Raw genomic sequence first — 24,903 nt, forward strand, 5'->3', positions numbered from 1 at the left:
CAGGTAGGAACCGGAGCGAAGCGCCGCATTCGGCAAGGCGTTGCGCCGTCAATCCGCGCATTCCCTGGCGGGCGCACGCTCACGCGGCGGTCAGTTCGCACCACACGTACTTGCCCCGGTTGCCGAGCCTGGACTGTGGCTGCCAGCCCCAGAGGTCGGCGCAGGCCTTGACCAGGGCGAGGCCGCGACCCTCCTCCAGGTCGGTGAGAGTGGCGAACTCGCGTGGTGGTTCCGGGGGTTCGGGGTTCGCGTCCCAGGCGCCGATGCGGAGGGTGTGGGGGGTCCAGGACACCCGTAGGGCTGCGGGGCCCTTTGTGTGGCGTACGGCGTTGGCGATCAGCTCCGTCGCGAGAAGTTCGGCGGTGTCGACGAGGTTGATCAGGCCGTGCATGGTCAGGATCAGGCGGAGGGTGCGGCGACAGACGGTGACGGCGCGAGGGTCGTGGGGGATCTGGAGGGTGTATTCCCAGGGGGCGCTTTCGGCTTCGGCTGTTTCAGGCATGGGTGAACTCCGGGTGTGGGGTGGGGAGTTGGTGTTCGGGGACGGTGGCATTGCCGCAGCCGTCGTGGCAGGGCGGAGCGGTGCGCTTCCGGTCGCCCGGCGTTCCGCAGGGTGTGCGGCGCATCACTGACGGTAGGTCTGAAACTTGCGACCGCGCAAGTCGCTCACGTAATCTCGCACCCGAACGGGGCACCCGGCACGGCGAGTTGAACCAGGGAACTGCACATGGCGACACGGCGAAACCCCACGGCAAGGCAGACGCGTCTGGGCTGCGAACTGCGCAAACTTCGGGATGCCGCAGGGCTGAAGGCCACCGAGGCAGGCGTCATGCTGGGAGTGAACTCCACCCAGATGAGTCAGATCGAGTCCGGTGTCGCCGGCGTCAGTGAAGAACGCCTGCGTCGTCTCACCGCCCATTACGCCTGCACAGACAGGGAGTTGGTCGACGCGTTGGTGACCATGGCGACAGATCGGACACGCGGATGGTGGGAGGAGTACCGGGGTCTGCTGCCCACGCCTTTCCTCGATCTGTCCGAGCTGGAGCACCACGCCATCTACCGATGGGACTTGGACTTCCTGCACATCCCGGGGCTACTCCAGACCGAGGACTACGCCCGTGCGCTCTTCTCGTTCACCACACCCGAGCTGCCCGAGAGTGAACTCAACGCCTGCGTGAATCACCGCATGCAACGGCGCGTGATCATCGACGATCCCCGACCTACCCCGTACGAGGCGGTGATCCACGAAGCGGCGCTCCGCATCAGGGTCGGCGGCCGGACCGCTTTCCGATCTCAACTGGCCAGCGTGCTGGAGCTGTCGCAGGCGGATCACGTCACCGTGCGCGTCATCCCTTTCGACCTCGACGACTTTCCCGGCGCCGGGAGCACCATGGTGTACGCGGGAGGTGCGGTCCCCGCACTGGACACTGTCGTACGCGACGCACCGCATGGCACCACGTTCATCGACTCCGCGGCCCAACTGGACCACTTTCGAACGCTCTTCCGTAAAGTGGAGGCACTGTCGCTCGACCCAGCGCGGTCGCGTGACTTCATCCACCAGCTGGCTAAGGAACTGTGAGGCGAACCATGGCCACCGTCGACAACTGGCAGAAGTCCTCCTTCTCCGGCGGAGGCGAGGGCAACGCCTGTGTGGAAGTCGGCTGGCAGAAGTCCTCCTTCTCCGGCGGCGGTGAAGGCAACGATTGTGTCGAACTCGCCGCAACCCCCACCACCATCCACCTCCGCGAGTCCGACACCCCCACCACGCACCTCACCACCACCCCCACCCGCCTCGCCCAACTCCTCCAAGCGATACGCACCGGCTCCCTCACCCCGCGCCCATAACAACCATTGGCGCCCCTCAACTCCCCTCCCCTCAGGGGCAATTCACAGGCTCCCCCTCAGAACGTGGGCCTTACGTCGCCCCACGGACCTCCGGCAGTCACCCACTGCACGCCCGCCCCGCGCAGGGTGACGGTATGAACCGTCTCACCGCACGCGGCGCCGCCGTAGCCGTTCTGGCCGGCCTCGCCCTGACGTTCGCCACCGCCCTGCCCGCGCAGGCCGCGACCGTGACCGAGGCCCAGTGGCTGTCCGACGTCGCCGCCGTCACCGGCCCCGCGCAGACCTACATCGACGGTCGTGCCGCCGCCAACACCTCGGGCGCCGACCTGGCGATCGTGCTGGACATCGACAACACGTCCCTGGCCAGCTACTTCGAGGGCGGCTACCCCACCCCCGCCACCGCGCCGGTGCTCGCGCTCGCCCAGGACGCGCACGCCAAGGGGATCAGCGTCTTCTTCGTCAGCGCCCGCACCAATCTGATCGACGTGGCGACCACGTACAACCTGACGCACGTCGGTTACACCGTCGACGGCCTCTACACGCGCTCGCTCAGCGAGATCGCGAGCATGACCGTGGAGGAGTTCAAGACCTCCCAGCGCAAGGAGATCGAGGCCGACGGCTACGACATCATCGCCAACATCGGCAACAACACGACGGACCTGTCCGGCGGTTACGCCGACACGACGTACAAGCTGCCCGACTACGACGGCCTGTTGGACTGACGGCCGGCGCGCGCCGGACCGTTCTCAGCCGGGGATGTTGGGCTCGTAGTCGTTCCGGCTCCACTCGGAGTCACCGAGCGGGTAGTAGTACGCGGGCCGCCCCACGTTCCCGCTCGTCCGGAACGGGTTGCCCTTGTCGTCGACGCGTACGACGCCGTGCTGGTCGCCGCTCGACCAGTCCAGCTCCAGGTACCAACTCACGTTGTGCGCCCGCGCGTCGGCGAAGATGTAGAAGACCTCGGGGTCGGACTCACTCACCTTGTACGGGAAGTCCCGCTGCCCGGCCTTGGGCGAGAGCGTGGGCCGCCCGGCGTCGAGGTCCACACCGAACGACGCCGTCTCCACGCCGCCACCGCACCCGACGCCCATCGCGAAGTCGTTCCATGCGAGCGGAGAGCTCTTCTCCACCACCCGCACATGCAGCGCGTCCAGGACGACCGTCGCCTCCCCGGTGCCCTGCACGGTCACCGCGAGCATCTGCTCCCCGGCGGCGACCCCGCCCAGCGCGCTGACCCATCCGCGGGCGTCCTGCTCGGCCGGCGGCGGGGGCACCTGCTCGGGTTGCCGGTCGACCAAGTAGTGCTGGCTGCACGGGCCGTCCCACTTGTACGGATTGACGGCGACGGCTGGCGCGGTGGCCCCGCCCACGGAACCGCCGCTCAGCGAGGAAGAGGTAGAGGCTGCGGCGGAGGCCGTCGGGCTGCCGCTGCGTGAGGCGGACGGTGAGGCCGACCCACCCGTCGCGTCGCCAGTCGGCTCGGAGGCGCTGGGACTGTCTCCGGCGGATTCGGAGGCGGCGGCTCCCACGGACTGCTTCCCATTTCGGTCGTCCTGGCCGTCGGCGGGTACGAGGTTCACCACGAGTGCGGCTGCGGTGGCTGCGGCGACGACGGCGGCGGAGGCGAGGACGAGGGTGCGTCGGCGTCGGGCAAGGGGAGCCTCGGCTGGGGATCCCGGCTCGACCTCAACCACGACCTCGGGAACATCCTCGGGAACGTCCGCGACCACGGCTTCGGCTGCCGCCTCAGCAGCAGGGGCGCCCGCCTTCTGGGCCTGCCCCTGCCCCCGCCGCGCATCCGCGAGAATCCACCGCCGGTGCAGCTCCACCAGTTCCTCGGGAGTCGCCTTGCACACCCGGGCGAAGCGTTCCACGGGCGCGTAATCCGTCGGTACGGCGTCCCCGTTGACGTATCGGTGAAGCGTGGACGCACTCATGTGCAGCCGCTTCCCGAGCACCCCGTAACTGAGCCCGGACCGCTCCTTCAACCGGCCGAGCAGCTCCGAGAACTCGTCCCCCGCCACTGTTCCTCCCTCTCTCCGCGTCCCGGACCGGCATTCCAGGGGGAGGTCGTTCCCCCAGGTCAGGGCCGTTGCAAGCGTCCCAGTGTCCCGGATCCCCCGGCAGTTGTGGCGGCTGGGACGGATCACCGCACAAGCTCTGGTCATCCAAGCACGCCGCCACCGGCATCCGGTCGAGCGGCCCGTGCACAGACCCGTACCTCACAGGGGGATCACCATGTCCGCACGTACCCAGCGCACCCGCCTGCTCGCCGCCGCCGCACTGACGCTCGCCACCCTCACACTGACGGCGTGCAACGACGGACTGGGCACCAAGGACGAGGGCGCGTCCACGGTGTCGGCATCCACCGGCACGTCCTCGCCCGAGGCGGACGGGGGAACGTCCACGGGGGCGGGACAGGCCGACTCCGACTCCGACTCCACCGACTCGGACTTCAAGGGCTCGACGGGTACGACGGGTTCCTCGGGTTCGTCCGGCTCCTCGGGTTCGTCTGGCTCCTCCGGCTCGGACGGCTCGGACGACTCGGAAGCCACCCTCAACCCCTGCACCACCACCTCCGCGAGGACGACCGCCACGGAGGTCACCCGACCCCTGAACCACCTCCTCCTCACCGTCACCAACACCGGCTCGAAGAACTGCGACCTGATCGGCTACCCGGCCGTCGAGTTCACCGGCGCCCAGTCCGTCCCGCCGGTCATCGAGGACTCCCAGCCCCAGGCCGTGGTCACGCTGGCCCCCGGCGAGTCGGGCTACGCGAGCGTCGTCCTCTCGGCCGCCGACGGCAGTGGCTCCGACGGCTACACGGCCAAGACCCTCGCGGTCCACTTCGACCGCACCGAAAGCGTCGCCCACCCGTCCCTGCCCTCGAAGGGTGTGTACATCGACAGCTCGATCCAGGTGTCGTACTGGCAGTCCAACATGGCCGACGCCCTGGCCTGGTGACGCACGGCGGGCTAAGCATCTGGCAGCGACGCCGCCAGATGCTCCCACGCCGCGTGCACGTCCTCCCCGACCATCCCGAACTGCGTGATCACCGCGACGCGCCGCCCGTCCTCGTCGTCGAGCTCCAGCGCCGAGGTCGGGCCGTGTGCCGCCGTGGAGCGGAGGAGGTGGCAGGCCCGGACGCTCGCGAGTAGGTGGGGACGTTCGCGTGGGCCAGTCCCTCGCGCATCTGGAGATCGGCCGGGTTCACAGCGGCGGCTCTTACCCGGACGAGCACGGAGTCGACGTGAACCTTGGGCGACTCCACCTCGGCCAGCTCCAGTACCTCCGGGCCGCCGTACCGCTGGTAGATGATCGCCTTCAAGTCAGGCTCCCGGAAAGGCCATCGGCTGGTCCATGAGGATCGTGTGGTGGAAAATGCGCCAGGCGCCGTCGATCCGGCGCAGTCGCGGTTGGTAGTAGCCGGACTCGATCGGGGTGATGGTGCCCTGTGCGCCGTACGTCCCCTCGGGCCAGCCGTCGGCCGGACGCTTGTGGCCCCGGGTGTTGAACACGACGAACTGGGCGTCGAGCGTCGCCTCGTCCCCGTCGACCTCGATAATGTGGTCGTGGGTGGTGTGGTGGCTCCACCCGCGCGGCGGGTGCGGCGCCATCAGCCCGGCGACGGCCTTGCCGATGGCCTCGGCCCCGGTGAGCTCGGCGAGCTTCTCCCGGGTTCCGCCGTTGCTGTAGAAGATCTCGGCAACAGCGTCCTCCGCGAACAGCGCGGCCATGGCCGCGCCGTCGCGGTGGTCGGCCGCTCGCACGTACCGGGCCAGCACCTGGGCCACCGCGCGCTCGTCGTCCATCTTCTCTCCTCTTGACTTCTTGTCGGTCTGAGAACGAGTCCAGCGTGCCGCCTGGTCAACGGGGAGAGCGATGCAGACTTATTCGCAGATCATTACCCTGGAGGTATGGATCGCCTTGAGGTTCGGCAGCTCGAATACTTCGTCGCAGTAGCCGAGGAACTGCACTTCAGCCGAGCCGCCGAACGGCTGGGCATCGCACCCCCGCCGCTGTCCCGTGCCATCGCGCAGTTGGAGCGGCGCCTGGGCGTCACGCTGTTCGAACGGACAAGCCGACGCGTCGACCTCACCCCCGCGGGCAAGGTCCTCCTGGTCGAGTCCCGCAACGCATTGCAGGCAATCGATCGCGCGACCCAGCGAACAATCCATGCTGCAAGCGGCGCCTTGCGGATCGCCGTCGCCCCGGGCATGGGCTCCGGGCTGCTGCGTAACCTCCACCGCCGCTACGAGACCCGCCACGGTCACGGCACGATGCACCTGCTCTTCACCCATGATCAGGCCGCGGCTGTCCGAGGCGGGCAGGCCGACGTCGCCCTGCTGTGTGTGACCGAGGCCCCCCTCGATCTTGAAAGCAGCGACATCGGCGAGGAGTACCCGGTCGCGCTGCTGCCCGCGAACCATCCCCTCGCCGGGCGCCGGGACGTCTCCCTGACTCGTCTGCGCAGCGATCCCGCCTACGTCTCCGAGCCCCCCGCGACCGGCCTGGACGAACTCACCGACCGCGTTGCACTCGGACGGCTCGTAGTCGTCGTGGGCCACAGCGTGACGGATCGCCTCGGCTCCGGCGTGGTCGGGATTCCCGTCACAGACCTGCCCCCCACCAACCTCCGGCTCGCTTGGCCGGCAGAGTCGCGGGACCGCCGGATCGCGAACCTCCTTGACCTGGCGGACAGCACCATGCCATCGGTGCCGCCGCCAACCACCGCCGAGACCACCATCACTCCCGCCGCCAGCTGAGGGCCGTCACGCACGACGGCCCTTTTCCTCCTTGCCGGGCGCCGAGCTGTCCTTTCACACAAATGCGGCCGCAGCCGTGAAACTCCCCAGGGCCGCTCGCCTTCCCCACTCGATTGCTTGCTCAACAAGCGTCGATCATGGGGCCGTCCCGTAGCCTCGATCTGGTCTACGTGTGATCACCAGACTCCGCGCCGTCTTTGGAAGACTCTCTCATCAGTCAGCGACGCGCTGTGTAAGGCGGAAAAGCGGCGGCATCGGTGAAGTCCAGGTCTGCGTCGGGCCAGCGTCGGCGCAGCAGGTCGGCTGTGCGGAGGGCCCAGCCGGTGAGGTGGGGGATGGCACGATGGGCCGTGGCGGTGCGAGCTGCGGCCTCCAGCGTCTCGACGAGCTGGGGTCTGCTGTCGTCGCCGGGCGCGCGGGTGTCGAGCAGGGCGAACCGTTGCAAACGGATGATCGCCCAGGAGATGCAGGCTGCCGCCAGGCCGAATCCGTACCGCCGGTCATCCTCGGCCTCGGGCACTCCGTCGGCCAGGGCGTGGCGGTAGTGGTCGGCAAGACCGGTGGCGATGGGGTCGCCCACGGTCATCCACGCCGGGCCCGGGACATGCAGGCAGACAGCGTCGACAAGGGCGTGGGTGTAGCCGGCGGACTCGAAGTCGATGAGGCGGGCGTCGGCGGGGCCGGATTCGTGGAGGAGGATGTTATTGGTCTCCGCGTCACCGTTACTGAGGGCCAGGAACGGGCCGGGGTCGCTCAACTCGGCGAGAGCGGCACTGAGTTCGGCCTCGGCTTGTCCGGTGATGGGTGCGCCGAGAGCTGCGGCGTGTCCATGTGCCTCGCCCCTGTGCCGGACGAGCCGACTCACGTGGTCGGTCGGCGGGTCGATCGGTCCGAGGGAGATCCGTCGCGTGCGGTAGATGTCGGCGTGGCCGACGGTCGCGGCGTTGAGTCGGCCGTAGGCGCGAGCAAAGACGGCCAACCGGTCAGCATGGGTTGCGGCGCCGTCACGGCGGAGCAGGTGATCCAGGGCAGTGCGGGGCGCAAGGTCTTCCAGGACCATGAGTCCCTCGGGAAGGTCGGCGGCGAGGACCCGAGGGGTGAGTTCCAGACCGAGGTCGTCGGAGAGGAACCGGAGTGCGGCCACTTCGGTACGGAGTCTCCAGGGTTCGGTGCGGGTTTCGCTCGGATGGCTCCGCACCCATTTGACGACGACACTTCGGGGAGTGATCGCTCCGCCGAATGTCACACGCGCAGCGGCCCAGGGTTCCAGGCGCACCCAGGTGTCGATCTTGAGCGGCGAGGAATAGAGATCCGTCAAGAGCGCTTCGACGGTGGCGCGCTGGGGGGTCGCTCCGGCGGCGGACATCAGCGCAGTTTACGACCGTCGCTCGTCCTCGCGCCGAGTTGTCCGGTCACTGTGTACGCCTGCACCTCTGGCGTGCCGCTCACGGCACGACGCGACGTCACGAATGGCGGGCGGCTATGACCCGAATTTCGTCCATTGCCCTTCGGAGACCACCTCGACGGAGCCGTCGACGACCTTGATGGCGGTTTGTTCGTCGATGGCGTAGGCCGGGACGCCGATGTCGGCGGCCCACCGCTCTGCGTCAGCCAGGGTGTTGTGCGGGAAAGCGTCCAGGTGCGGGAAGATCGAGAAGTCGACGACTCCCAGGGTGCGGTCGTCCGGCGCGGACGGCCACTCGACGAAGTACGCCCCGATCCGGGGTGTCATCACCATGCTTCCGGCGCTCACTCCCACCCAGACCGTGTCGGGCAGCGAAGGCAGCAGATCGGCCAGCCCGGACTGCCGCATCCAGTGGCACAGATAGGTCGCGTCGCCGCCGTCGACCAGGAGCACGTCGGCCTCCCGGATCCAGGGGACGTATCGCTCGGCACCGATGGTGGGCAGTGCGGTGAGCTCAAGGACACCGAGCGACGCCCAGCCCAGGCCGGACAGGTGCTGCCACGTGGGCTCGGCGGCCACGAAGCCCCGCACCGATGCCGGACCGCACATCGGGTGCCCCCACTGTGCTGTCGGGACGCAGAGGGCGTGGCACTCGGCGATCGGCTTGCCGAGAAGCTCCACGAGCGCCGAGTGGATGCTCGGGTTCGTGACGCCGCCTGACGTGAGCAAGAGCTTCAAGGTGCCTCCAAATTCGCGCGCGGAAGGTGGACGTACCTGAAGACCTGGAATCGTGCTGGAACTCATCGCAGTTCGGTCGCAAAGTTCACTCTCCGCTTGGGAAGCGACAGTGCTCGGGCGCTCTCTATCGCTCTGAGCAGCACGGATGATTCTCTGAGGGGTCGTCCTACGGGGCGCAAGTTCCGCCAGGCATACGGGAAGTAGCCGCAGGGCGTCAGCCCCGACCTTGAGTGAGGGTCCGTCAGCCTGCTGACGGACCCTCACCGCTCGTTCGCCGCCTCGGCGGTGCGCCCGGGTCCGATCGAGTGGACTCGCCGGGGCGCGTACCGCACGAGGACCCCCCACCCCGCTCCGGATGGTGCCGTTGCACCCTCAACCCCGTTGCACCCTCACCCCCGTCCCGGAAGAAGCGCCCCGACATGCGACGTACCACCACCCGACGCCTGTTCGCCGCAGCGCTGCTCGTGGCGTCTGTGCTGGCCCCGGCGGCGGCGACTCCCGCCACCGCCGCCACCGCCGTCCGCCTCGCCGGCGCCGACGGGCATGACCAGGACAAGTGCGCGCAGGAGGGCCTGGGGCGCGAGCTGAACGCCCGGCTGGACAAGGCCGTCGCGGACGTGCGCCGGGAGGCCGGCATCCCCGGTGTCACCGTCGGACTGTGGATGCCGGGCCGGGGATGCTACGTCCGCGCGACCGGGGTCGCCGACGCCGCCACCGGCAGGCCGATGACCACCGACCTGTACTCACGGATCGGCAGCGAGACCAAGACCTTCACGGTCACCGCGCTGCTCAAGCTCGTCGACGACGGGCGGATCCGGCTGGACGACCCGATCTCCCGCTACGTCCACCACGTGCCAGGCGGCCGCCGGATCACGCTGCGTCACCTCGCCGAGATGCGCAGCGGCCTGTTCCCGTACACCTCCGACAAGGACTTCGTGCACGACCTGCTGAGCGACCCGAGCCGCTCGTTCACCCCGCAGGAGGTGCTGGCGTACGGCTTCAGGCATCGCAACACCTTCAAGCCGGGCAAGCAGTTCGAGTACTCCAACACCAACCTGGTCCTCCTCGGCCTGGTGGTCGAGAGGGTCAGTGGCCACCGGATCGCCGACTTCATCGACCGGCGGGTGCTGCGCCCGGCCCGCCTCGATGACACGCTGTTCCCGGACGGCCCGAACGTCCGCGAGTTCCCCGAGCCGCACGCGCACGGCTACACCAACCAGACGCTGAGCGGCGAGGTCGCGGACTCCACCGACTGGAACCCCAGTTGGGCCTGGTCGGCGGGGGCGATGATCTCGAACCTGCACGACCTGCGCCGCTGGGCCAAGATCGTCGCCACCGGGACGCTGCTCAGCCCGGAGACCCAGAAGCAGCGGCTGAAGATGCTGCCGACCGGCTACCCCGGCACGAGTTACGGCCTCGGCATCTTCGAGAGCGGCGGCTGGATCGGGCACAACGGCTCCATCCCGGGCTACGAGAGTGTGACGGTCTACCTCCCCGCGCGGAAGGCGACCTTGGTGCTGCTGATGAACACCGACATCACACACGCCGGCCAGGAGCCGTCCTCCCTGGTCGCCCGGGCGATCACCGAGATCGTGACCCCCGGCAACGTCTACGACCGGCCGATCCCCCCGCGCTAGAAGATGCCCTGCCCCGGCACCAGCACCCCACGCGGGTCGTACGTCCGCTTCGCCGACTTCAGCCGCGGCCAGGCCGCCCCGAAGTGGGCCCGCCAGTCCGCGCGGGTGAAGGGGATGCTGCCGACCGGGTACTGGGTGCCGCCCGCCGCCGCGGCGGCCTCGTAGGCGGAGCGGTTGGCGGCCAGGAGACGCTCGACGGTGGCCGTGTCCTCGGGCGGCGTGGTCCGCAGGATCGCGAAGAGGTACGTCATCTCGTCGTCCGGCGTGGGCAGCAGCGGGGTGGTGAGGCGGTCGCTCGGGAACGGGTAGGCGAGGACGACGCCGGGGCCCACGTCGGCCGGGGTGAGGGTGGCCAGCTCCGCCGCGATGAGGGAGGCGGCGGACTTGCCGGGGAGCAGCAGGTTGAGCCAGGGGTGGGCGTACGCCCAGAGGCCGGCCGCCTTCAGGGCGGCGACGACGGGGGCCAGCCGGTCGAGGAAGTCGTAGTAGGGGAGGTCGGAGGCCTGGACGCCGGACGGGTCGTGTCGCAGGCCGCGCAGCAGGACCGTGTCGTCGGGGGTGGGGCCGACCGGAGGGCCGTAGGCCACCGCCTCCAGGGTGTAGACGTTGAAGTTCCCGTCGGCGTCGGCCGAGACCTGGCCCTCGACGTAGGCGAAGCGGCCGTCCCGGACGAGCATGTGCTGGTCGTCGAGGAAGGTCTCCAGGTCGGTGTAGGGCAGCAGATAGTGCCGTACGGTCTCGGGCGCCCGCACCAGGCGGACGGTGGCGCCGACGACGATCGCGCACTGGCCGAGGCCGGCCAGGACGGCGTCGAAGAGGTCGGCGCGCCGGGTCGGGGAGCAGCGTACGAACTCGCCGGCTCCGGTGACGACCTGGAGCTCGGCGACGTTGTCGACCTGGGCTCCGTGCTGGTGGGACTGGCCGCCAAGCCCACCCACGGACAGGGTGCCGCCGACGGAGAGTTCGAGGTAGTCGGTGAAGACGGGCGGGGTGAGCCCGTGGACGAGCGTCGCCTTGGTCACCTCGCTCCAACGGGCGCCGGCCCCGACGGTGACGGTGGTGGCGTCCGGCGTCAGGGGGCCGACGTCGGCGAGGGTCGCCGTCTCGATGACCAGGCCTCCCTGGACCTGCGCCTGCCCGAACGTGGCGTGCCCCTGACCGCGCGGCGCGACCTGGAGACGGTGCTCATTGCAGAACCGCACCATGACGACGACATCGCGGACCGAGCCCGGGCGCAGGACGGCGACGGGTCTGCGGTGCACGATGTGCCCGTAGTCGTCGGCGGCGGCGACGAGAGACGCTTCGTCGAAGACGAGCGTCCCGTCCAACGCAGGAATCCCCGCCAGCTCGCCCGAGCCGGACTCGGACTCGGCCCCGGTTACGGCCCAGCTCCGGGCGGCGGGATCGAAGCCGACCACTGTCGCACCGGCGACCGTGAGCCCGCGCAGAACGCTACGCCGTGACGGTGTGTGAGACATGAGCGCTACCACCTCGAAGCCGTGCGGAATGGTCAAATCCCCCGGAGTCTAAGGGAGTTCACCACGAAGCCGGCTCGTCGAGTTCAGCGCGTCGGCGGCTCCGACGCCGTGAAGCGTTCGAAGCCCGCGTGGAAGGCCGTGCCCTGCGGATCGGTCTCGTTGTAGTGGAAGGCGGCCACACCGCAGCCCCGCGCGTCGAAGGCGGCGCCGGTGTACGAGGCGACCCGGGTGCCGTCGACGGCGAGCTCCACCTTGATCCGGCCCTCGCCGGCCGAGGAGCAGGTCATCGCCATGTCGACCTGCTGTTGACTCTCCACCTTCAGGCCCAGGTCCGCGAGGTCGACCTCGACGACCCGGTCGTGTTGGAAGGTTCCCTTGTACCGGAACTCCCGCACGATCAGGGCCTCCTGACCTGTGGTCAGGTACGTCGTCCAGCGGGACCCCTTCCAGTAGTCCCCCGAGCCGTTGCACCACAGCCCGACCCCGCCGTCGCCCCCGTACCAGGTCGTCTGGGTGCTCAGCCGTACCGCGAACGAGGACGGCTCGAAGGGCGCCTGCGGCCACACCTCCAGCTGGGTCCTGGGATCCACCAGCATGGTCCCGCCCGCATGCGTGACCTTGCCCAGGGCCGGGTCCTTGTACGACCAGTCGCCCGAGTCGGTCAAGTCATCGGTGTACGAGAGAGGTTGGGAGCTCAGGGGTCTCCCGGACGGTGTGGACGAGGACGAGGAGGCCGAGCCGTCGGCCTGCGGGCCGTCCTCCGTCGACGATCCCCCCGAGGTGGTGCTGAGCACGATGGCCAGCAGCACGGCCGCCGCGGCACAACCGCCGGCGAACCCCCACAGCCGTAGTTGCTTGCCGCTCGTGCCGGGGTCGGGCGGCGGCGGTGGCGAGGGCGTACCCGGCTCTGTCCGCGCGCCCGCCATAGCTCTCACTTCGGCCTCCGCTTCGGCTTCCGCATCCGCCTCCGTCGCCCCCGCGAGCCGGGTGACGAGCTGGGCGGCGGTGGGACGTTGGGCCGGGTCCTTGTGCAGACAGTCGGCGATGACCGAACGGACCGGCTCCGGTACCTCCGTGAGATCCGCGTCGAGGGTGCACACGGCGACGAGTACTTCGTAGTCGCTCTCCCCGTCGAAGGGATGGCGCCCCGTCGCGGCGAAGTACAGCGTGCCGCCGAGGGAGAACACGTCGGAAGCGGCGGTGACCCGGGCCGACTTGACCTGCTCGGGCGACATGTACGCGGGCGAGCCGAGCACACTGCCCGGTGTGGTGAGCGCCGATTCGAGCAAGCGGTCGTCGCGGGCGATACCGAAGTCGATGATCCGCGGTCCGTCCGGGGAGAGCAGGATGTTGGACGGTTTGATGTCCCGGTGCACGACACTCAGCCGGTGCACCTGCGCCAACGCGTGCGCGACGGCCAGCGCCACGGACTGGAGCCGGCCGGAGGGCAGCGGGCCGCCCGCGTCCACATGCTGGTGGATCGTGGGACCCGGCACGAACTCGCTGACGATGTAAGGGTTTCGCCCGGTCAGGTCGGCGTCGAGGACCCGGGCCGTGGCCAGTTCACCGACCCGGCTCGCCGCGTCGAACTCCCGGCGTATGCGGGCGAGCGCGACCTCGTCGTACTCCTTGCCCGGCAGCAGGAACTTCACCACGACCTGCCGCCCCGACCGGTCCTTGGCGAGCCACACCACACCCTGCCCGCCTCGGCCCAGTACGCGCTCGCAGACGTATCCGCCCACCGACAACTGCATCCGCGGATCCATGCCCCCGCCCCCAGCCCCGCCCCCGGTTCATGGCCACCTTCGAGCGTATCGGCTCCCCTGGGCCTCGGCAGGCTTCTTGGCTTGGCAGCAGGGCCGGGGCTCAGCGCACCGGGAAGCCGAACGAGTAGCCCTGCTCCTTGAGCCGGGGGAGGATCAGGCGCAGGGCCTCGACGGTCTGGGAGCGGTCGCCTCCCGCGTCGTGGAAGAGGACCGTCGGCCCGCCCGGCAGCTCCTGCTCGACGGTGGCGACGATGGCGTCCGTGCCGGGCTGCTCGAAGTCCTTGGTGTCCACGTTCCAGCCCAGCGGGCGCATGCCGCGGGAGGCGGCGAGCTTGCGGCTGTACGGGGTGAAGGCCCCGCCGGGCGCCCGGTAGTACATCGGTCGTACGCCCCCGGACGCCTCGGTGATCATGTGTTCGGCGTCGAGGATCTGCTGCGACTGGTAGGCCTCGGACTTCTTGTCCATGGTGGTGTCGTGCGACACCGAGTGGTCGCACAGCCGGTGCCCGGCCGCGACCACCTGCTTCACGAGGTCCGGGTGGGCCTGCGCCTGCATCCCCACCATGCAGAACGTGGCCTTCACCCCGTACTCCCGCAGCACGTCGAGCACTTGGGGGGTCCACACGGGGTCTGGACCGTCGTCGATGGTGATGTTGACGCCGCGCGCCCCCTGGTCCGAGGCGTGCGCGATGGTCACCGAGACCGGCTTGACGTCGGGCGTGGCCGACACGGTCGCCTTCGATGGCGAGCCGCCCACGGCACCGGCCTGCGCGGTCCACATCGAGGCACCGGCGGCCAGCAACGTCACCCCGAGCGCCGCGCCCAGCACCTGGCCGTACCAGCCTCGCCCGCCGCCGTGCCGCGCCATGTCCGCTCCGCTTCCCCGCAGTTACTCGCCGATACCTTGGTCAACTCGCGACCAACTGGCAGGACGAGAAACAGCGGCCACGGGATGCGTCCGTTACCGATCAAGGACAATCCCGGGGTGGTTCCCGGACAACTGAGCGAGCGGCGGGTGGCCCTGGCCCGGAACCCGATTCCTCGTGCACGGCTATGGGAAGTTTTGGGGTGCATCGTTACCCTCCGGCCATGATTCCCACGGTGGTTTGGGGCACAGGCAACGTTGGGCGGGCGGCCGTTCGGGCTGTCGTGGCGCATCCGATGCTCAGCCTGGTGGCCGTGCTGGTGTCCAGTCCCGCCAAGGTCGGCAAGGACGCGGGCGAACTCAGCGGACTCGGCCGGCGCCTCGGGGTGGCGGCGACGGACGACGTGGACGGGGTTCTCTCCGGGGTTCTTTCCGAAGCGCCCCGCGCGGTCGTGTACGCGGCGTCCGGTGACGTCCGTATGGACGGTGCCCTCGATGACATCAGCCGCGCGATCCGCGCCGGCGCGGTGGTCGTCACGCCGTCCCTGTACGGCATGTACGACTGCACGAACGCGCCGGACGAGATCCGCGACGTACTGCTCGCATCCGTCGAGGCCGGGGGCGGCTCGCTGTTCGTGTCGGGTGTGGACCCGGGGTGGGCCAACGACGTGCTGCCGCTGTTGGCCAGTGGGCTCGGGTCCGACATCGACGCCGTCCGCTGCCAGGAGATCTTCGACTACTCGACGTACGACCAGGAGGAAGCCGTACGCCAGCTGATCGGTATGGGACATCCGCTGGACTATCAGCCGCTGATGCTCGCCGAGGGCATTCCGACGATGGTCTGGGGCGGACAGCTGCGGATGATGGCGCGGGCCCTGGGCGTCGAACTGGACGGTATCGAGGAGACCTTGGAGCGTCGTCCCCTCGAATCCTCCGTCGTGACCGACACGATGGGGGAGTTCTCGGCCGGTACCCAGGGAGCCGTGCGTTTCGAGGTGCAGGGCGTGGTGGCGGGCGAGCCCCGCATCGTCATCGAGCATGTCACCCGTATTCACGCCGCCTGTGCCCCGGACTGGCCGACGCCGTCCGACGGCGGGGCGGGCGCACATCGCGTGATCATCGAAGGGCGCCCCCGGATAGAGGTCACGGTCGAAGCCACCGACGAGGGTGGGAACAGGGCCGCCGGCGGCAACGCGACGGCGGCCGGCCGGCTGGTGAACGCCATCGACTGGCTCGTCGACGCCGAGCCGGGTCTTTTCGACGCACTCGACGTCCCGCTGCGCCCCGCGGTGGGCAGACTGGGAAAGAAGTGATCATGCGGATCGACATTCCCGAGGGCGCCGAGCCCATCCCGTACGTCTGGGGTGACATGGTGCCCAAGATCGGACACGCGGCCAGCACCTTCTCCCTGTCCGTCTACGAGTACTCGACCCTCGGGCTGCGCGAGTTCGAGGCCGCCCGCATGCGCATCGCGCAGATCAACGGCTGTCAGTTCTGCCTGGACTGGCGCACCGAACGCGACGGGCAGAAGGTCGAGGAGGGGTTCCTGAGCGCGGTCGAGCGGTGGCGTACGACGGACTCCTTCGACGAACGGACCCGGCTCGCCGCCGAGTACGCGGAGCGTTACGCCCTCGACCATCACCACCTGGACGACGAGTTCTGGGACCGGATGAAGGCCCACTACACCCAGGCCGAGATCGTGGAGCTGAGCATGAGCATCGGCTCCTGGCTGGCCTTCGGCCGGCTCAACCATGTGCTGGGCCTCGACAGTGTCTGTGTGCTTCCCTCGGCACAGGGTTCGTAAGGCGTTTCGGGATGCGGGCCGTGGCACATCGGCCACGGCCCACAGGGGTCAGAAGTCCTGGTCGATGACCTTCTCGATGTTGCGCTCGGCGAGCGCGGTGATGGTCACGAAGGGATTGACCGTGACATTGCCCGGGATCAGCGCGCCGTCCATCACGTACAGGCCCGAATAGCCGTGCAGACGGCCGTAGTTGTCAGTGGCCTTGTTGAGCACCGCGCCACCGAGCGGGTGGTACGTGAGATGGTCGCCCCAGATCTTGTAGGCGCCGAACAGGTCCGAGCGGTAGACGGTCCCCTCGGTGGAGTTGATCTTGTCGAAGATCGTCTCCGCCATGTCGATCGAGGCCTGCTTCCACGCGGTCTGCCAGTTCAGCTCCACCTTCCCCGTCGAGGCGTTCCAGGTGAACCTGGCCCGGTTGGGGTTGTTGGTGATCGACAGATAGAACGACGCATAGGTCTCGATCCCGGTCGGTAGCGGCGCGATCTCGGCGAACGCCCCGCCCGCGGCCCAGTTGTCGATCCCCGCGGTCGGCATCGACGACTGGAGCGCTCCGGTCGGGTCCCACAGATGGTTGGCCCGGCCGCACATGACGTTGCCGTTCTCGCCCCAGCCGTTGCCGATCTCGGAGTTGAGGGCGGGCAGCGCGCCCGTGGCCTTCAGTTTGACCAGCAGCTTGCTGGTGCCGACGCTGCCCGCGGCGAAGAACACCCGCGCGGCGGTGACGGTCTTGGTGGTGATGACGTTCCCGCTGGTGTCGAGCTGCTCCATGGTCACGGTGTAACCGCTGGTGGCCGGGGTCACCGAAGTGACCCTGTGCAGCGGTGAGATGGCGACCCGGCCGGTCGCGCGGGCCTGGGCGAGATAGGTCTTCTGGAGGGACTTCTTGCCGTAGTTGTTGCCGTACAGGATCTCGCCGGCCAGCGCCGACTTGGGCACCGACCCCGCGGCCTCCCGCTCCATGTAGTCCCAGTCGTAGACGCTGGGGACGAACCTGAAGGTGAAGCCGGAGCGTTGCGCGTGCTTACGGCCTACGCGCGCGTACTGGTAGCAGTCCGTCGTCTCGAACCACGCCGGGTCGATCGTGGCGGCGCCGAGCGTGCTGTTCGCGCGCGGGTAGTACACGTCGTACATCTCGTCGGCGTCGACCGAGGGGAGCACCCCGGGGAAGCGGGAGCGGTCGGGGGTCACCGCCATACCGCCGTTGACGAGGGAGCCGCCGCCGACGCCCCGCCCCTGGTACACGAGGATGCCGCCCATGTCCTCGGCGTCCAGGACGCCGGTGTACAGCGGGACGTCCTTGTCGAGCGGATAGCCGAGGAACTGGGTGACCGGCTGCTTGGTGCGGGTCCGCAGCCAGAAGGAGCGGTAGTCGGGGCTGGCGGTGTTGGCGAAGATCTTTCCGTCCGTTCCCGGGGTGTCCCACGCCATCCCCATTTCCACCATCTGCACGTCCACGCCGGCCTGCGCCAGCCGCAGCGCGGTGACGGAACCGCCGTATCCGGTGCCTATCACGAGTGCGGCTACCTGTGCGCCGGGTTCGATCGCTGCGGCGGTCGGGATGTCGAATGCGCCCAGAGCGGCGGCGCCAATAATAGAACCTGTTCCTCCAATAAGTCGACGCCGGGACAAGCCTCTTCCCTGCACTGTTTTGCCGGGTCTGGTGCCCACGTAGATCTCCTTTCGATTCCATAATCGAAACGAGTTCTACTCAGAAGGGTGAAATAAGTCACGAGAAACCTACGGGTAACTTGAGTGCCGTTCGCGAGTTTTTCGCACCAGGAATAGACCGGTGGCGCACCCCTCCCTTTGGCATCAATTCGAACCCGCGAATCATGAAGAGAGTGTCCATAACCTTCGTGATAGCGTCTAACTCGACGCTGAAGGAGGGCCGACCATGGCCGGAGCAGGGGCGACGACACCGCGCGAGCGCTACCGCACCCAGGTGCGTACGGAGGTCAAGGAGCGCGCGTGGGAGCAGATCGCCACGGCGGGCGCGTCCGCGCTCTCCCTCAACGCGATCGCCAAGCAGATGGGGATGAGCGGACCCGCCCTCTACCGCTACTTCGCCAGCCGCGACGACCTGATCACCGAGCTGATCAGGGACGCGTACCGCAGCCTCGCCGACACCCTCCGAGCGGCCCGCACGAAGGGCGCCGACCCGACCGGCCTCGCGCACGCCCTGCGCGACTGGGCCCTGACCGACCCCCACCGGTACTTCCTCGTCTACGGAACGCCGGTCCCCGGCTATCACGCCCCCGACGACATCACCGCGATCGCCTCGGAGATCATGGCGACCCTGCTCGACGCGCTCTACGCCGAACCCCCCGCCGACGGCCCGGCGACCCCGTTCGCCGCCCACCTCGCCGACCACCGCGACTGGGCGGGCGACCACCCCGCCCCACCCGCCCTACTCCACCGGGCCCTGACCTTCTGGACCCGTCTGCACGGCGTCCTTTCCCTGGAACTCGCCGGCCACTTCACCGGCATGGGCTTCGACCCCGCGCAGTTCTACGAGGCCGAGCTCGCCGACCTGCTGGGGCGGCCCACGGCGACCTGACAACCCGGGGCGACCGCTACCGCGCGGTACGACGCGGTGCCCCAGCGGATCTCGGCGCGGGGCCGGGTGGTGACCTTCCTGGTCCCGACCGGCTACGTCAACACCACACCGCACTCGGCCGTACGTCATCGCGGAGTGGCCCTGGCCGCGTTGTGCTCGGCCATCATCGCCTCGGGGCACAGCGTCGAGATCTGGTCGGGCTTCTGCAGCTACCCGAGCGCGACCGACCGCTTCGCCTCGGTGGCGGGAGGGTGACCCCCGTACGTCGGAGACCCGGCCGGTGTCAGCCGATGGGGTAGGCGCGGATCACCGTCTGCCTGAAGGTGTTGCCGGAGTGGTCCGCACCGCTCGCGCGCAGTGACGCCCATCCGCTGCCGGCGTGGGCCGCGAGGACGGCTCGCCCGGTGGCGCCCCGGGACACGAACTCCACGGACACCTCAGGTGTGTTGACCATCGAGGCGACCGCCTCGCGGATGAGCCGCGTCTTCCCGATGCCGGCCTCCCCCTCGATCACGACGAGCGCCGGTCCGTTCTCCAACACGTCGAGCAGGGCGGCGAGTTCGTCCGCACGCCCGATGAGGTCCGGGGCGCCGGAGGAGTGCGGGTGGCCGGGGGAGTGCGGGGCATCCGGATCGTTCCGGTCGTTCCGACTGGGGCGACGTGCCAATCTGCCACCTCCGAGCGCCTGCCGACCTGAGCCCCCACCCCGTATTGGCATGACCACGGCATGGACCACGGCATGGGCGCGGCAACCTTCGCTTCCTCGGCGACCACTTACGAGCCGATCCACAGTGCTCGTTCAAGGAGATCTGTCGCATGAGTGACATCAAGGACCCCGGCCTCACGGCACCTGCGGCCGCCACGCGGCGGCGACCGCGCGGCCGGCACCGCAAGCGCTGGACCGTGGCCGGCCTGCTGATCGGTGTGCCGGCGGTGCTGGGGCCGTATCTCTTGCTCTCGCAGCCGGACTCCGAGGCCGCGACGATCGACTCCACGGTCTACTACCGTCTGGTGTCGGTCGGCAGCGGCAAGGTGCTGGAAATCACGGGGAGTTCCACCGCCGACGGCGCGCAGGCCGTCCAGCGCGTCGACAACGGTGGTGAGAACCAGCAGTGGCGGCTGAAGTCCACCGACAGCGGCTACTACGAACTGGTCAACCGCAACAGCGGCAAGGTGCTGGAGGTCAAGGGCGCCTCGAAGGCGGACAAGGCCGCGGTCGACCAGGCGGCCGACTCCGCAGCCGCGCACCAGCAGTGGAAGATCACCGACCTGGCCGGCGGCGCCGTCAAGGTCGTCAACCGCAACAGCGGCAAGGCGCTGGACGTCAGGGCGCGTTCCACCGCCGACGGCGCGGGGATCATCCAGTACAAGGCCAACAGCGGCGCCAACCAGCAGTGGAAGCTGGCGCCGGTCGCCGGCACCGCCACGTCCACGGCGAGCCCGTCGGCGTCGGCCACCACTTCCGCCGCACCCTCCGCCTCCGCGTCTGTCTCCGCCTCCGCCTCTGCCTCCGCGAGCACCGCCACCACGCTCGCCCAGAAGCTCACCGTCTCCAAGGTGACGCTTCCGACGGCCTTCGGCTACCTGGAGTCCGGCTACAACCAACTCCCGCAGTGGACCCGCGTCGACACCCAGGCGGCCCCCGACGGTTCGGTGCGGGTGGCCTGGCCGGCGGCCGACGGCGTCCATGTGACCTCGCTTTCACCCACCTTGGAGCGGCAGGGCTCCGACACCGTGGTCCCGGACACGGATGAGGTCAGCGGACTGGTCGCCCACGACGACGGCTTCGCGCTGCTGACCAGGGTCCCGGACACCAACAAGTGGGGCGACACGGCCGCCGCCCTGATCCGCTACCAGAACGGCTCCGCACTCTTCAGCAAGAAGCTGACCGGCACCGCGAGCAACGACACCTCACCGGTGCTCGACGGCGCCCTGAAGTGGAACGGCAGCCAGTACGGCGCCTACTTCGTCGTGCACGGCGCGGGCGGCTTCGCCGACGGCCACTACGGCGACAAGCTGGCCTACGTCGACGACTCCGGAACTGTGAAGTCCGGTGGCTGGGACTGGGGTTGCAGCCACAACGAGGGCATCGCCCTGGCCCCGGCGGCCTCCGGCGCCTTCCCCTCCCTCTGCTTCGACGACTGGCGGTCCGGACTGTTCGTCAGCACCGGGATCGGCGCTCCGGACGACGCCCCCGTCGTGCAGCGCGAGCAGTGCTGGGCGGGTTACTGCGGTGGGGCGTACCCGAGTTCCTCCGGAGACATGGTGAAGACCTCGACCGGCGGTTACGCCACGGCCTTTGCCTCCCGGGGAGCGGCCTCGGCGGTCAAGAACACGGCGGACAGCAGCGGCCGTGGCTGGACGGTCACGCCCAAGAGGGACACCCACCAGGTGGCGGTCGCGTTCCTGAAGGACGCCTCGACACCCGGCAGTGTGGTGGCCCTGACCGACGACACCGGCACCGATCACCGCAACGTCCACATCACCCCGTACGGCAAGAACCTGCTCGTCTCCTGGGAGAGCGTCGCCAACGCCACCTGCAAGGAGGGCACCTGCACCGGCAAGTTCACCGGCACCCACCTGCGCGTCGTCGACGCCACGGGAACGCCGGTCGCGGCGGATCAGGTGGTGGACGCCCGTATCGCCGGAGACATCGCGACCCTTCCGGACGGCAGCCTCACCTGGGCCTTCGCGTCCTCCACGCCCGACTACAGCTCCGCGATGTCCGGCGCCTCCCCGACCACCACGACTCTGTCGATCGCCCACCTCACCGACTGAACCACGGGGGTTGGGGGCCGTTCCGTGATCTCTTCCCGTTACTCCTGATGGGCCTGCGTCTGCTGTTACTCTCGTGCCGCTGTGCATGGGGGGGCAGCTCGGGGGGCTGGACATTTTCGCAGCACCGCCGACGCGCGCCTGATCGGCCGCCGCCGTCCCGTCACGCCTTTTCCGTTGAGAGGCCCAGGAGTCGACGATGGCCCGTCCCACCATCACCCGTGGCGTCGTCGCTGCGTTGGCAGTCCTCGCCGTGAGCGCCGGCCCCGGCCCGCTCGCCGTCACTGCCGACGCGGCGGGCGATGTCGCGGGCACCGCCCTCACGGCGGAGAAGGTCTTCCAGGCGGATCGCTACATACCGCGCGGGGACCGGATCCACACCGCAGGACCCAGTGGCTATCTGCATGTCCAGGAGGGGAGTTCCGGCTACCTGTGGACGTCGTACGACACCGGTACGACGACCGAGCTGGGCGAACTGGCCCGACTCGAACCCACCGCGTACCTGGGATCGTCGTCCGACGTCGTGGCCGATGTGGTTTCGCGCACCGAGAAGGTCGTCCTCAGAGACGTCTCCGCCGGCACCAGCACGGACGTCGCCATCACCCACGGCACTTACATGGCCACCTTCGGCACCCATGTGCTGACCCAGGCCCGGGACGCCGAAGACAACCGCGTGCTGTGGCTCTACGGCGACGGCTCCCCCGCCGACGGCACCCTCGTCGAGGGATGGCCGACCGGAATCACGACCAACTTCAGCGTCCTGGGCGGCGACAGTGGCACTGCCGTCATCGGCTACGCGCCGGCGAGCGGCGAGCGGCACCTGGCGCTGGTGGACCTGGCCACCGCGACGGTCACCGGCGATGTGACCGTGTCCGCCGCTCCGACGGCCGTCGCGCTGAGCGCGGACCGGCTGGTCTGGTACCGGTCCGACAACCCGGTGGCACACGTCCTGGACCGCGCCGACCTCTCCGCCGCCGAGACGACGGTGACGCTGCCCGACGCGGAGGGCACCCCGTCCGTGGGCATCGCCGGACGCTGGCTGGTGGTGTCCCGTTCCATGACGCTGACCCCGAACAACCTGGTCGACAAGTCCGGGCAGCCGCTCATGGCCGTCCCGCTCACGGGCGGTGACCCGCTCACCCTGCTCCGGCACGCGAACAGTTCCCTCGTCACGGCACCGGACGGCAGTCTGCTGGCCGTCGGCGGCGCCGACGCCGGGCACTGGGCGGTACGCCGGGTCACCGACACGGGCGCGGACACCCCGACCCTGACGGAACTGACCTCCGTTCCGCCGATGGCCGCGACGATCAGCCATCTGTCGCTGCAGAACGGCACCCTGGCCACCGACGAGACCAACAGCAGCTTCATGGGCGCCTATTACACCCGGCGCATCGCCGCCGACGGAACGCCGAGCGCGCCGACCTGGCAGACCTGGGACAGCCGCGGGGAGGGGCCCTACGCCACCGGCGACGGACAGGTGGTGACGTTCGCCGCCGAGCCCGACCCCACCGTCGACTCGATCGTCCAGTCCCTCGACAACCAGGCGGGCTTCTTCCTGCCCTCGGCCGCCGGAACCGTCCTCGACATCACCGGCCGCTACGCCATCGTCAACGGCACGTCCCCCACCAAGCAGTACGTCGGCGACCTCGGCGTCTACACGGACCTGCAGCCCATCGTCACCCGCTCCGTCACGGCCGCCTCCGTCTGGGGGAGCAGCCTGTGGACGCCGGGTTCCGGTACCGGTGTCGTCACCGCCAAGGACCTGAAGACCGGCAAGACCACCGACACCGTCAGCACGGGCGCCCCGTGCGTCCCCAAGGAGCTTCAGGCGGTGGGCCGTTGGATCTACTGGTCCTGCGGCACGGCCGCGACGGCGGGCGTCTGGGACCGTACAGCGAAAAAGAACATCCCCGTCCCGTCCGGCGAGGCCCTGCTCGGCGACGGCTACCTCGTCCGGCACGACACCTCGGCCGGGACGCTCCTCCTCACCGCCTTTTCCGGCGGCACCGCGACCACCCGCAAGATCGGCGACCTGGCGGCGGGCACGTCCAGCCTGCGCGGGGTGACCTGGACGGTGGACAAGTTCGGCGGGCCCGCGGCCTACGTGGACGCGGACAAGCGGATCCACCTGGTACCGAGCGAGGTCGCCACCCAGGGGCTCGCCGCGGCCGAGTCCGAGACGGTCTACTCCTCGGAGACGAGCAGCCCGTGGTGGCAGTGGCGCGGGCTGCTCTCCAAGCCCGCCGCGTCCTGGACGGCCACGGTCACCAGCAAGGCCACCGGCGCGGTGGTCCGCACGTTCTCCGGCGGGGAGACGTCCGGCACCCTGACCACGCGCTGGGACGAGCGCGACAGCAAGGGCGCGCTTGTCCCCAACGGCACGTACACCTTCAAGTTGACGGCCCCGTCCGCCGACGGTTCGGGACCGGCGCTGACGGTGTCCAAGACGGTGAAGGTGTCCGAAGGAGCCGCCGTACGCCGCGACTTCACCAACGGCGGCACCTGGGCGCCCGACGGAATCGGCGACGCCCTGACCCTCAGCTCGTCCGGCGTCATCAGCTACCGGCCGGGCAACGGGACGGGCGCCTTCGGCACGGCCATGCAGGCCTCCGGCTGGCCCTCCTCCGTGACGCTGGTCCCGTTCGGCGACCTCAACGGCGACCGCCGCAACGACGTCCTCGTGCGGTTCAGCAGCGGCGAGCTGCGGGTCTACCGGACCATGCGCGGACAGGCCTTCATCAAGAGCACCCCGCACACCTCGCTCGGCAAGGGCTGGAACCAGTACGACGTGCTGACCGCGCCCGGGGATGTGAACGGCGACGGCCGGCCCGACCTCATCGCCCGCAACAGCTCCACCGGGGCCGTCTACCTCTACAAGGGGACATCGGCGGGGAAGCTGTCGGCGCGCGTGAAGCTCTACGCCAACTGGAAGACGTACAAGAAGATCGTGGGCGTCGGCGACCTCAACGGCGACGGCGTCGGCGACCTGATCGCCCAGGACAAGTCCAACAACCTGTACCGGTACTTCGGCAAGGGCACGGGCGGCTTCAAGGCGCGCGTGAAGCTGTTCGCGGCCTGGGGCGGTTCCTACAACGCCGTCGTCGGCGTCGGCGACATCACCGGCGACGGCAAGGCGGACATCATCTCCCGGGACACCTCCGGCAACGTGTGGCGCAACAGCGGGAACGGGAAGGGTTCGTTCGGGGGCCGCACGAAGATCGCCTCGGGGTGGCAGGCGTTCAAGGGTGTGTTCTGAGCGGTCACTTC

The 24,903-nt window shown here is 69.4% G+C and carries 22 protein-coding genes and 2 pseudogenes; 13 read left to right on the plus strand and 11 right to left on the minus strand.

From position 1 onward, the window contains the following. Positions 1-79 precede the first annotated feature (79 nt). A complete protein-coding gene (locus AC5DRG_RS28005) occupies positions 80-502 on the minus strand; it encodes an ATP-binding protein (RefSeq protein WP_491802207.1) in 423 nt (140 codons plus the stop codon). 225 nt (positions 503-727) lie between these two features. Here AC5DRG_RS28005 and AC5DRG_RS28010 point away from each other — a divergent pair, with 225 nt between their 5' ends. From AC5DRG_RS28010 to AC5DRG_RS28025, 4 genes and pseudogenes are all read left to right on the plus strand, one after another. Beyond that, positions 728-1,579: a helix-turn-helix domain-containing protein gene (locus AC5DRG_RS28010; RefSeq protein WP_491802208.1), complete on the plus strand. Its 852-nt coding sequence runs from the start codon at positions 728-730 to the stop codon at positions 1,577-1,579. Positions 1,580-1,587: 8 nt separating this feature from the next. Continuing rightward, positions 1,588-1,635 (plus strand): annotated as a pseudogene (locus AC5DRG_RS28015) (hypothetical protein); the annotation flags it as partial. 15 nt (positions 1,636-1,650) lie between these two features. Then, positions 1,651-1,845 carry a DUF397 domain-containing protein gene (locus AC5DRG_RS28020; RefSeq protein WP_491813180.1) on the plus strand — a complete coding sequence of 65 codons (195 nt, stop codon included), beginning with the start codon at positions 1,651-1,653 and terminating at the stop codon, positions 1,843-1,845. A gap of 134 nt (positions 1,846-1,979) precedes the next feature. Beyond that, on the plus strand, positions 1,980-2,567 hold the full coding sequence (locus tag AC5DRG_RS28025; RefSeq protein WP_491802209.1) for an HAD family acid phosphatase: 588 nt from the start codon (positions 1,980-1,982) through the stop codon (positions 2,565-2,567). A gap of 24 nt (positions 2,568-2,591) precedes the next feature. Here the strand turns inward: AC5DRG_RS28025 and AC5DRG_RS28030 are convergent, their stop codons facing one another. Then, positions 2,592-3,869 carry a helix-turn-helix domain-containing protein gene (locus AC5DRG_RS28030; protein ID WP_491802210.1) on the minus strand — a complete coding sequence of 426 codons (1,278 nt, stop codon included), beginning with the start codon at positions 3,867-3,869 and terminating at the stop codon, positions 2,592-2,594. A 214-nt stretch (positions 3,870-4,083) separates the two neighbouring features. Here AC5DRG_RS28030 and AC5DRG_RS28035 point away from each other — a divergent pair, with 214 nt between their 5' ends. Further along, a complete protein-coding gene (locus AC5DRG_RS28035) occupies positions 4,084-4,809 on the plus strand; it encodes a DUF4232 domain-containing protein (RefSeq protein WP_491802211.1) in 726 nt (241 codons plus the stop codon). 217 nt (positions 4,810-5,026) lie between these two features. Here AC5DRG_RS28035 and AC5DRG_RS28040 read toward each other — a convergent pair. Beyond that, positions 5,027-5,173: pseudogene (locus AC5DRG_RS28040) on the minus strand (NADP-dependent oxidoreductase); the annotation flags it as partial. Between the two features lies 1 nt (position 5,174). Next, positions 5,175-5,657: a nuclear transport factor 2 family protein gene (locus tag AC5DRG_RS28045; RefSeq protein WP_491802212.1), complete on the minus strand. Its 483-nt coding sequence runs from the start codon at positions 5,655-5,657 to the stop codon at positions 5,175-5,177. Between the two features lie 105 nt (positions 5,658-5,762). Between AC5DRG_RS28045 and AC5DRG_RS28050 the strand changes: the two genes are divergently transcribed. Further along, a complete protein-coding gene (locus AC5DRG_RS28050) occupies positions 5,763-6,611 on the plus strand; it encodes a LysR family transcriptional regulator (protein ID WP_491802213.1) in 849 nt (282 codons plus the stop codon). 217 nt (positions 6,612-6,828) lie between these two features. Here the strand turns inward: AC5DRG_RS28050 and AC5DRG_RS28055 are convergent, their stop codons facing one another. Both AC5DRG_RS28055 and AC5DRG_RS28060 read right to left on the minus strand, forming a co-directional pair. Beyond that, positions 6,829-7,977, minus strand: coding sequence for a phosphotransferase family protein (locus AC5DRG_RS28055; RefSeq protein WP_491802214.1), 1,149 nt, complete (start codon positions 7,975-7,977; stop codon positions 6,829-6,831). Between the two features lie 114 nt (positions 7,978-8,091). Then, positions 8,092-8,754 (minus strand): Type 1 glutamine amidotransferase-like domain-containing protein, encoded by a 663-nt coding sequence (locus AC5DRG_RS28060; protein ID WP_491802215.1) that lies wholly within the window; start codon positions 8,752-8,754, stop codon positions 8,092-8,094. 419 nt (positions 8,755-9,173) lie between these two features. Between AC5DRG_RS28060 and AC5DRG_RS28065 the strand changes: the two genes are divergently transcribed. Beyond that, positions 9,174-10,391, plus strand: a complete 1,218-nt coding sequence (locus AC5DRG_RS28065) for a serine hydrolase domain-containing protein (protein ID WP_491802216.1) — start codon at positions 9,174-9,176, stop codon at positions 10,389-10,391. On the opposite strand, the gene AC5DRG_RS28070 is transcribed toward AC5DRG_RS28065, so the two are convergent. The 3 genes from AC5DRG_RS28070 to AC5DRG_RS28080 form a co-directional block, all read right to left on the minus strand. After that, on the minus strand, positions 10,388-11,869 hold the full coding sequence (locus AC5DRG_RS28070; protein WP_491802217.1) for an FAD-binding protein: 1,482 nt from the start codon (positions 11,867-11,869) through the stop codon (positions 10,388-10,390). The two genes, AC5DRG_RS28065 and AC5DRG_RS28070, sit on opposite strands and share 4 nt — an antisense overlap. 83 nt (positions 11,870-11,952) lie before the next feature. Next, positions 11,953-13,623: a serine/threonine-protein kinase gene (locus AC5DRG_RS28075; protein WP_491802218.1), complete on the minus strand. Its 1,671-nt coding sequence runs from the start codon at positions 13,621-13,623 to the stop codon at positions 11,953-11,955. Between the two features lie 112 nt (positions 13,624-13,735). Further along, on the minus strand, positions 13,736-14,503 hold the full coding sequence (locus tag AC5DRG_RS28080) for a polysaccharide deacetylase family protein (protein ID WP_491802219.1): 768 nt from the start codon (positions 14,501-14,503) through the stop codon (positions 13,736-13,738). Between the two features lie 221 nt (positions 14,504-14,724). On the opposite strand from AC5DRG_RS28080, the gene AC5DRG_RS28085 reads away from it, so the two are divergent. Beyond that, positions 14,725-15,813: an NAD(P)H-dependent amine dehydrogenase family protein gene (locus AC5DRG_RS28085; RefSeq protein ID WP_491802220.1), complete on the plus strand. Its 1,089-nt coding sequence runs from the start codon at positions 14,725-14,727 to the stop codon at positions 15,811-15,813. Positions 15,814-15,815: 2 nt separating this feature from the next. Then, on the plus strand, positions 15,816-16,304 hold the full coding sequence (locus tag AC5DRG_RS28090) for a carboxymuconolactone decarboxylase family protein (RefSeq protein ID WP_491802221.1): 489 nt from the start codon (positions 15,816-15,818) through the stop codon (positions 16,302-16,304). Positions 16,305-16,352: 48 nt separating this feature from the next. Here the strand turns inward: AC5DRG_RS28090 and AC5DRG_RS28095 are convergent, their stop codons facing one another. Continuing rightward, positions 16,353-17,978 carry a GMC oxidoreductase gene (locus AC5DRG_RS28095; protein ID WP_491813181.1) on the minus strand — a complete coding sequence of 542 codons (1,626 nt, stop codon included), beginning with the start codon at positions 17,976-17,978 and terminating at the stop codon, positions 16,353-16,355. Positions 17,979-18,198: 220 nt separating this feature from the next. Between AC5DRG_RS28095 and AC5DRG_RS28100 the strand changes: the two genes are divergently transcribed. Next, positions 18,199-18,861: a TetR/AcrR family transcriptional regulator gene (locus AC5DRG_RS28100; protein ID WP_491802222.1), complete on the plus strand. Its 663-nt coding sequence runs from the start codon at positions 18,199-18,201 to the stop codon at positions 18,859-18,861. A 36-nt stretch (positions 18,862-18,897) separates the two neighbouring features. Beyond that, the gene (locus AC5DRG_RS28105; RefSeq protein WP_491802223.1) at positions 18,898-19,116 is read left to right on the plus strand and encodes a DUF7192 family protein; all 219 of its coding nucleotides are present in this window, start codon (positions 18,898-18,900) and stop codon (positions 19,114-19,116) included. A gap of 28 nt (positions 19,117-19,144) precedes the next feature. Here AC5DRG_RS28105 and AC5DRG_RS28110 read toward each other — a convergent pair whose 3' ends face one another. Continuing rightward, the gene (locus tag AC5DRG_RS28110; RefSeq protein WP_491802224.1) at positions 19,145-19,528 is read right to left on the minus strand and encodes an ATP-binding protein; all 384 of its coding nucleotides are present in this window, start codon (positions 19,526-19,528) and stop codon (positions 19,145-19,147) included. Between the two features lie 149 nt (positions 19,529-19,677). Here AC5DRG_RS28110 and AC5DRG_RS28115 point away from each other — a divergent pair, with 149 nt between their 5' ends. Together AC5DRG_RS28115 and AC5DRG_RS28120 are read left to right on the plus strand one after the other, a co-directional pair. After that, positions 19,678-21,639, plus strand: coding sequence for an RICIN domain-containing protein (locus AC5DRG_RS28115; RefSeq protein ID WP_491802225.1), 1,962 nt, complete (start codon positions 19,678-19,680; stop codon positions 21,637-21,639). Between the two features lie 196 nt (positions 21,640-21,835). Continuing rightward, positions 21,836-24,892, plus strand: a complete 3,057-nt coding sequence (locus AC5DRG_RS28120; protein WP_491802226.1) for an FG-GAP repeat domain-containing protein — start codon at positions 21,836-21,838, stop codon at positions 24,890-24,892. Positions 24,893-24,903: the final 11 nt, after the last annotated feature.

The sequence above is a fragment of the Streptomyces sp. JLBG701 genome (assembly GCF_058544905.1).

Bases quoted from the DNA above. Each gene is read 5' to 3' on its own strand.
- AC5DRG_RS28005 (WP_491802207.1), bottom strand. From the start codon at position 502: ATGCCTGAAACAGCCGAAGCCGAAAGCGCCCCCTGGGAATACACCCTC.
- AC5DRG_RS28010 (WP_491802208.1), top strand. From the start codon at position 728: ATGGCGACACGGCGAAACCCCACGGCAAGGCAGACGCGTCTGGGCTGC.
- AC5DRG_RS28025 (WP_491802209.1), top strand. From the start codon at position 1,980: ATGAACCGTCTCACCGCACGCGGCGCCGCCGTAGCCGTTCTGGCCGGC.
- AC5DRG_RS28035 (WP_491802211.1), top strand. From the start codon at position 4,084: ATGTCCGCACGTACCCAGCGCACCCGCCTGCTCGCCGCCGCCGCACTG.
- AC5DRG_RS28045 (WP_491802212.1), bottom strand. From the start codon at position 5,657: ATGGACGACGAGCGCGCGGTGGCCCAGGTGCTGGCCCGGTACGTGCGA.
- AC5DRG_RS28050 (WP_491802213.1), top strand. From the start codon at position 5,763: ATGGATCGCCTTGAGGTTCGGCAGCTCGAATACTTCGTCGCAGTAGCC.
- AC5DRG_RS28055 (WP_491802214.1), bottom strand. From the start codon at position 7,977: ATGTCCGCCGCCGGAGCGACCCCCCAGCGCGCCACCGTCGAAGCGCTC.
- AC5DRG_RS28065 (WP_491802216.1), top strand. From the start codon at position 9,174: ATGCGACGTACCACCACCCGACGCCTGTTCGCCGCAGCGCTGCTCGTG.
- AC5DRG_RS28070 (WP_491802217.1), bottom strand. From the start codon at position 11,869: ATGTCTCACACACCGTCACGGCGTAGCGTTCTGCGCGGGCTCACGGTC.
- AC5DRG_RS28075 (WP_491802218.1), bottom strand. From the start codon at position 13,623: ATGCAGTTGTCGGTGGGCGGATACGTCTGCGAGCGCGTACTGGGCCGA.
- AC5DRG_RS28080 (WP_491802219.1), bottom strand. From the start codon at position 14,503: ATGGCGCGGCACGGCGGCGGGCGAGGCTGGTACGGCCAGGTGCTGGGC.
- AC5DRG_RS28085 (WP_491802220.1), top strand. From the start codon at position 14,725: ATGATTCCCACGGTGGTTTGGGGCACAGGCAACGTTGGGCGGGCGGCC.
- AC5DRG_RS28090 (WP_491802221.1), top strand. From the start codon at position 15,816: ATGCGGATCGACATTCCCGAGGGCGCCGAGCCCATCCCGTACGTCTGG.
- AC5DRG_RS28100 (WP_491802222.1), top strand. From the start codon at position 18,199: ATGGCCGGAGCAGGGGCGACGACACCGCGCGAGCGCTACCGCACCCAG.
- AC5DRG_RS28115 (WP_491802225.1), top strand. From the start codon at position 19,678: ATGAGTGACATCAAGGACCCCGGCCTCACGGCACCTGCGGCCGCCACG.
- AC5DRG_RS28120 (WP_491802226.1), top strand. From the start codon at position 21,836: ATGGCCCGTCCCACCATCACCCGTGGCGTCGTCGCTGCGTTGGCAGTC.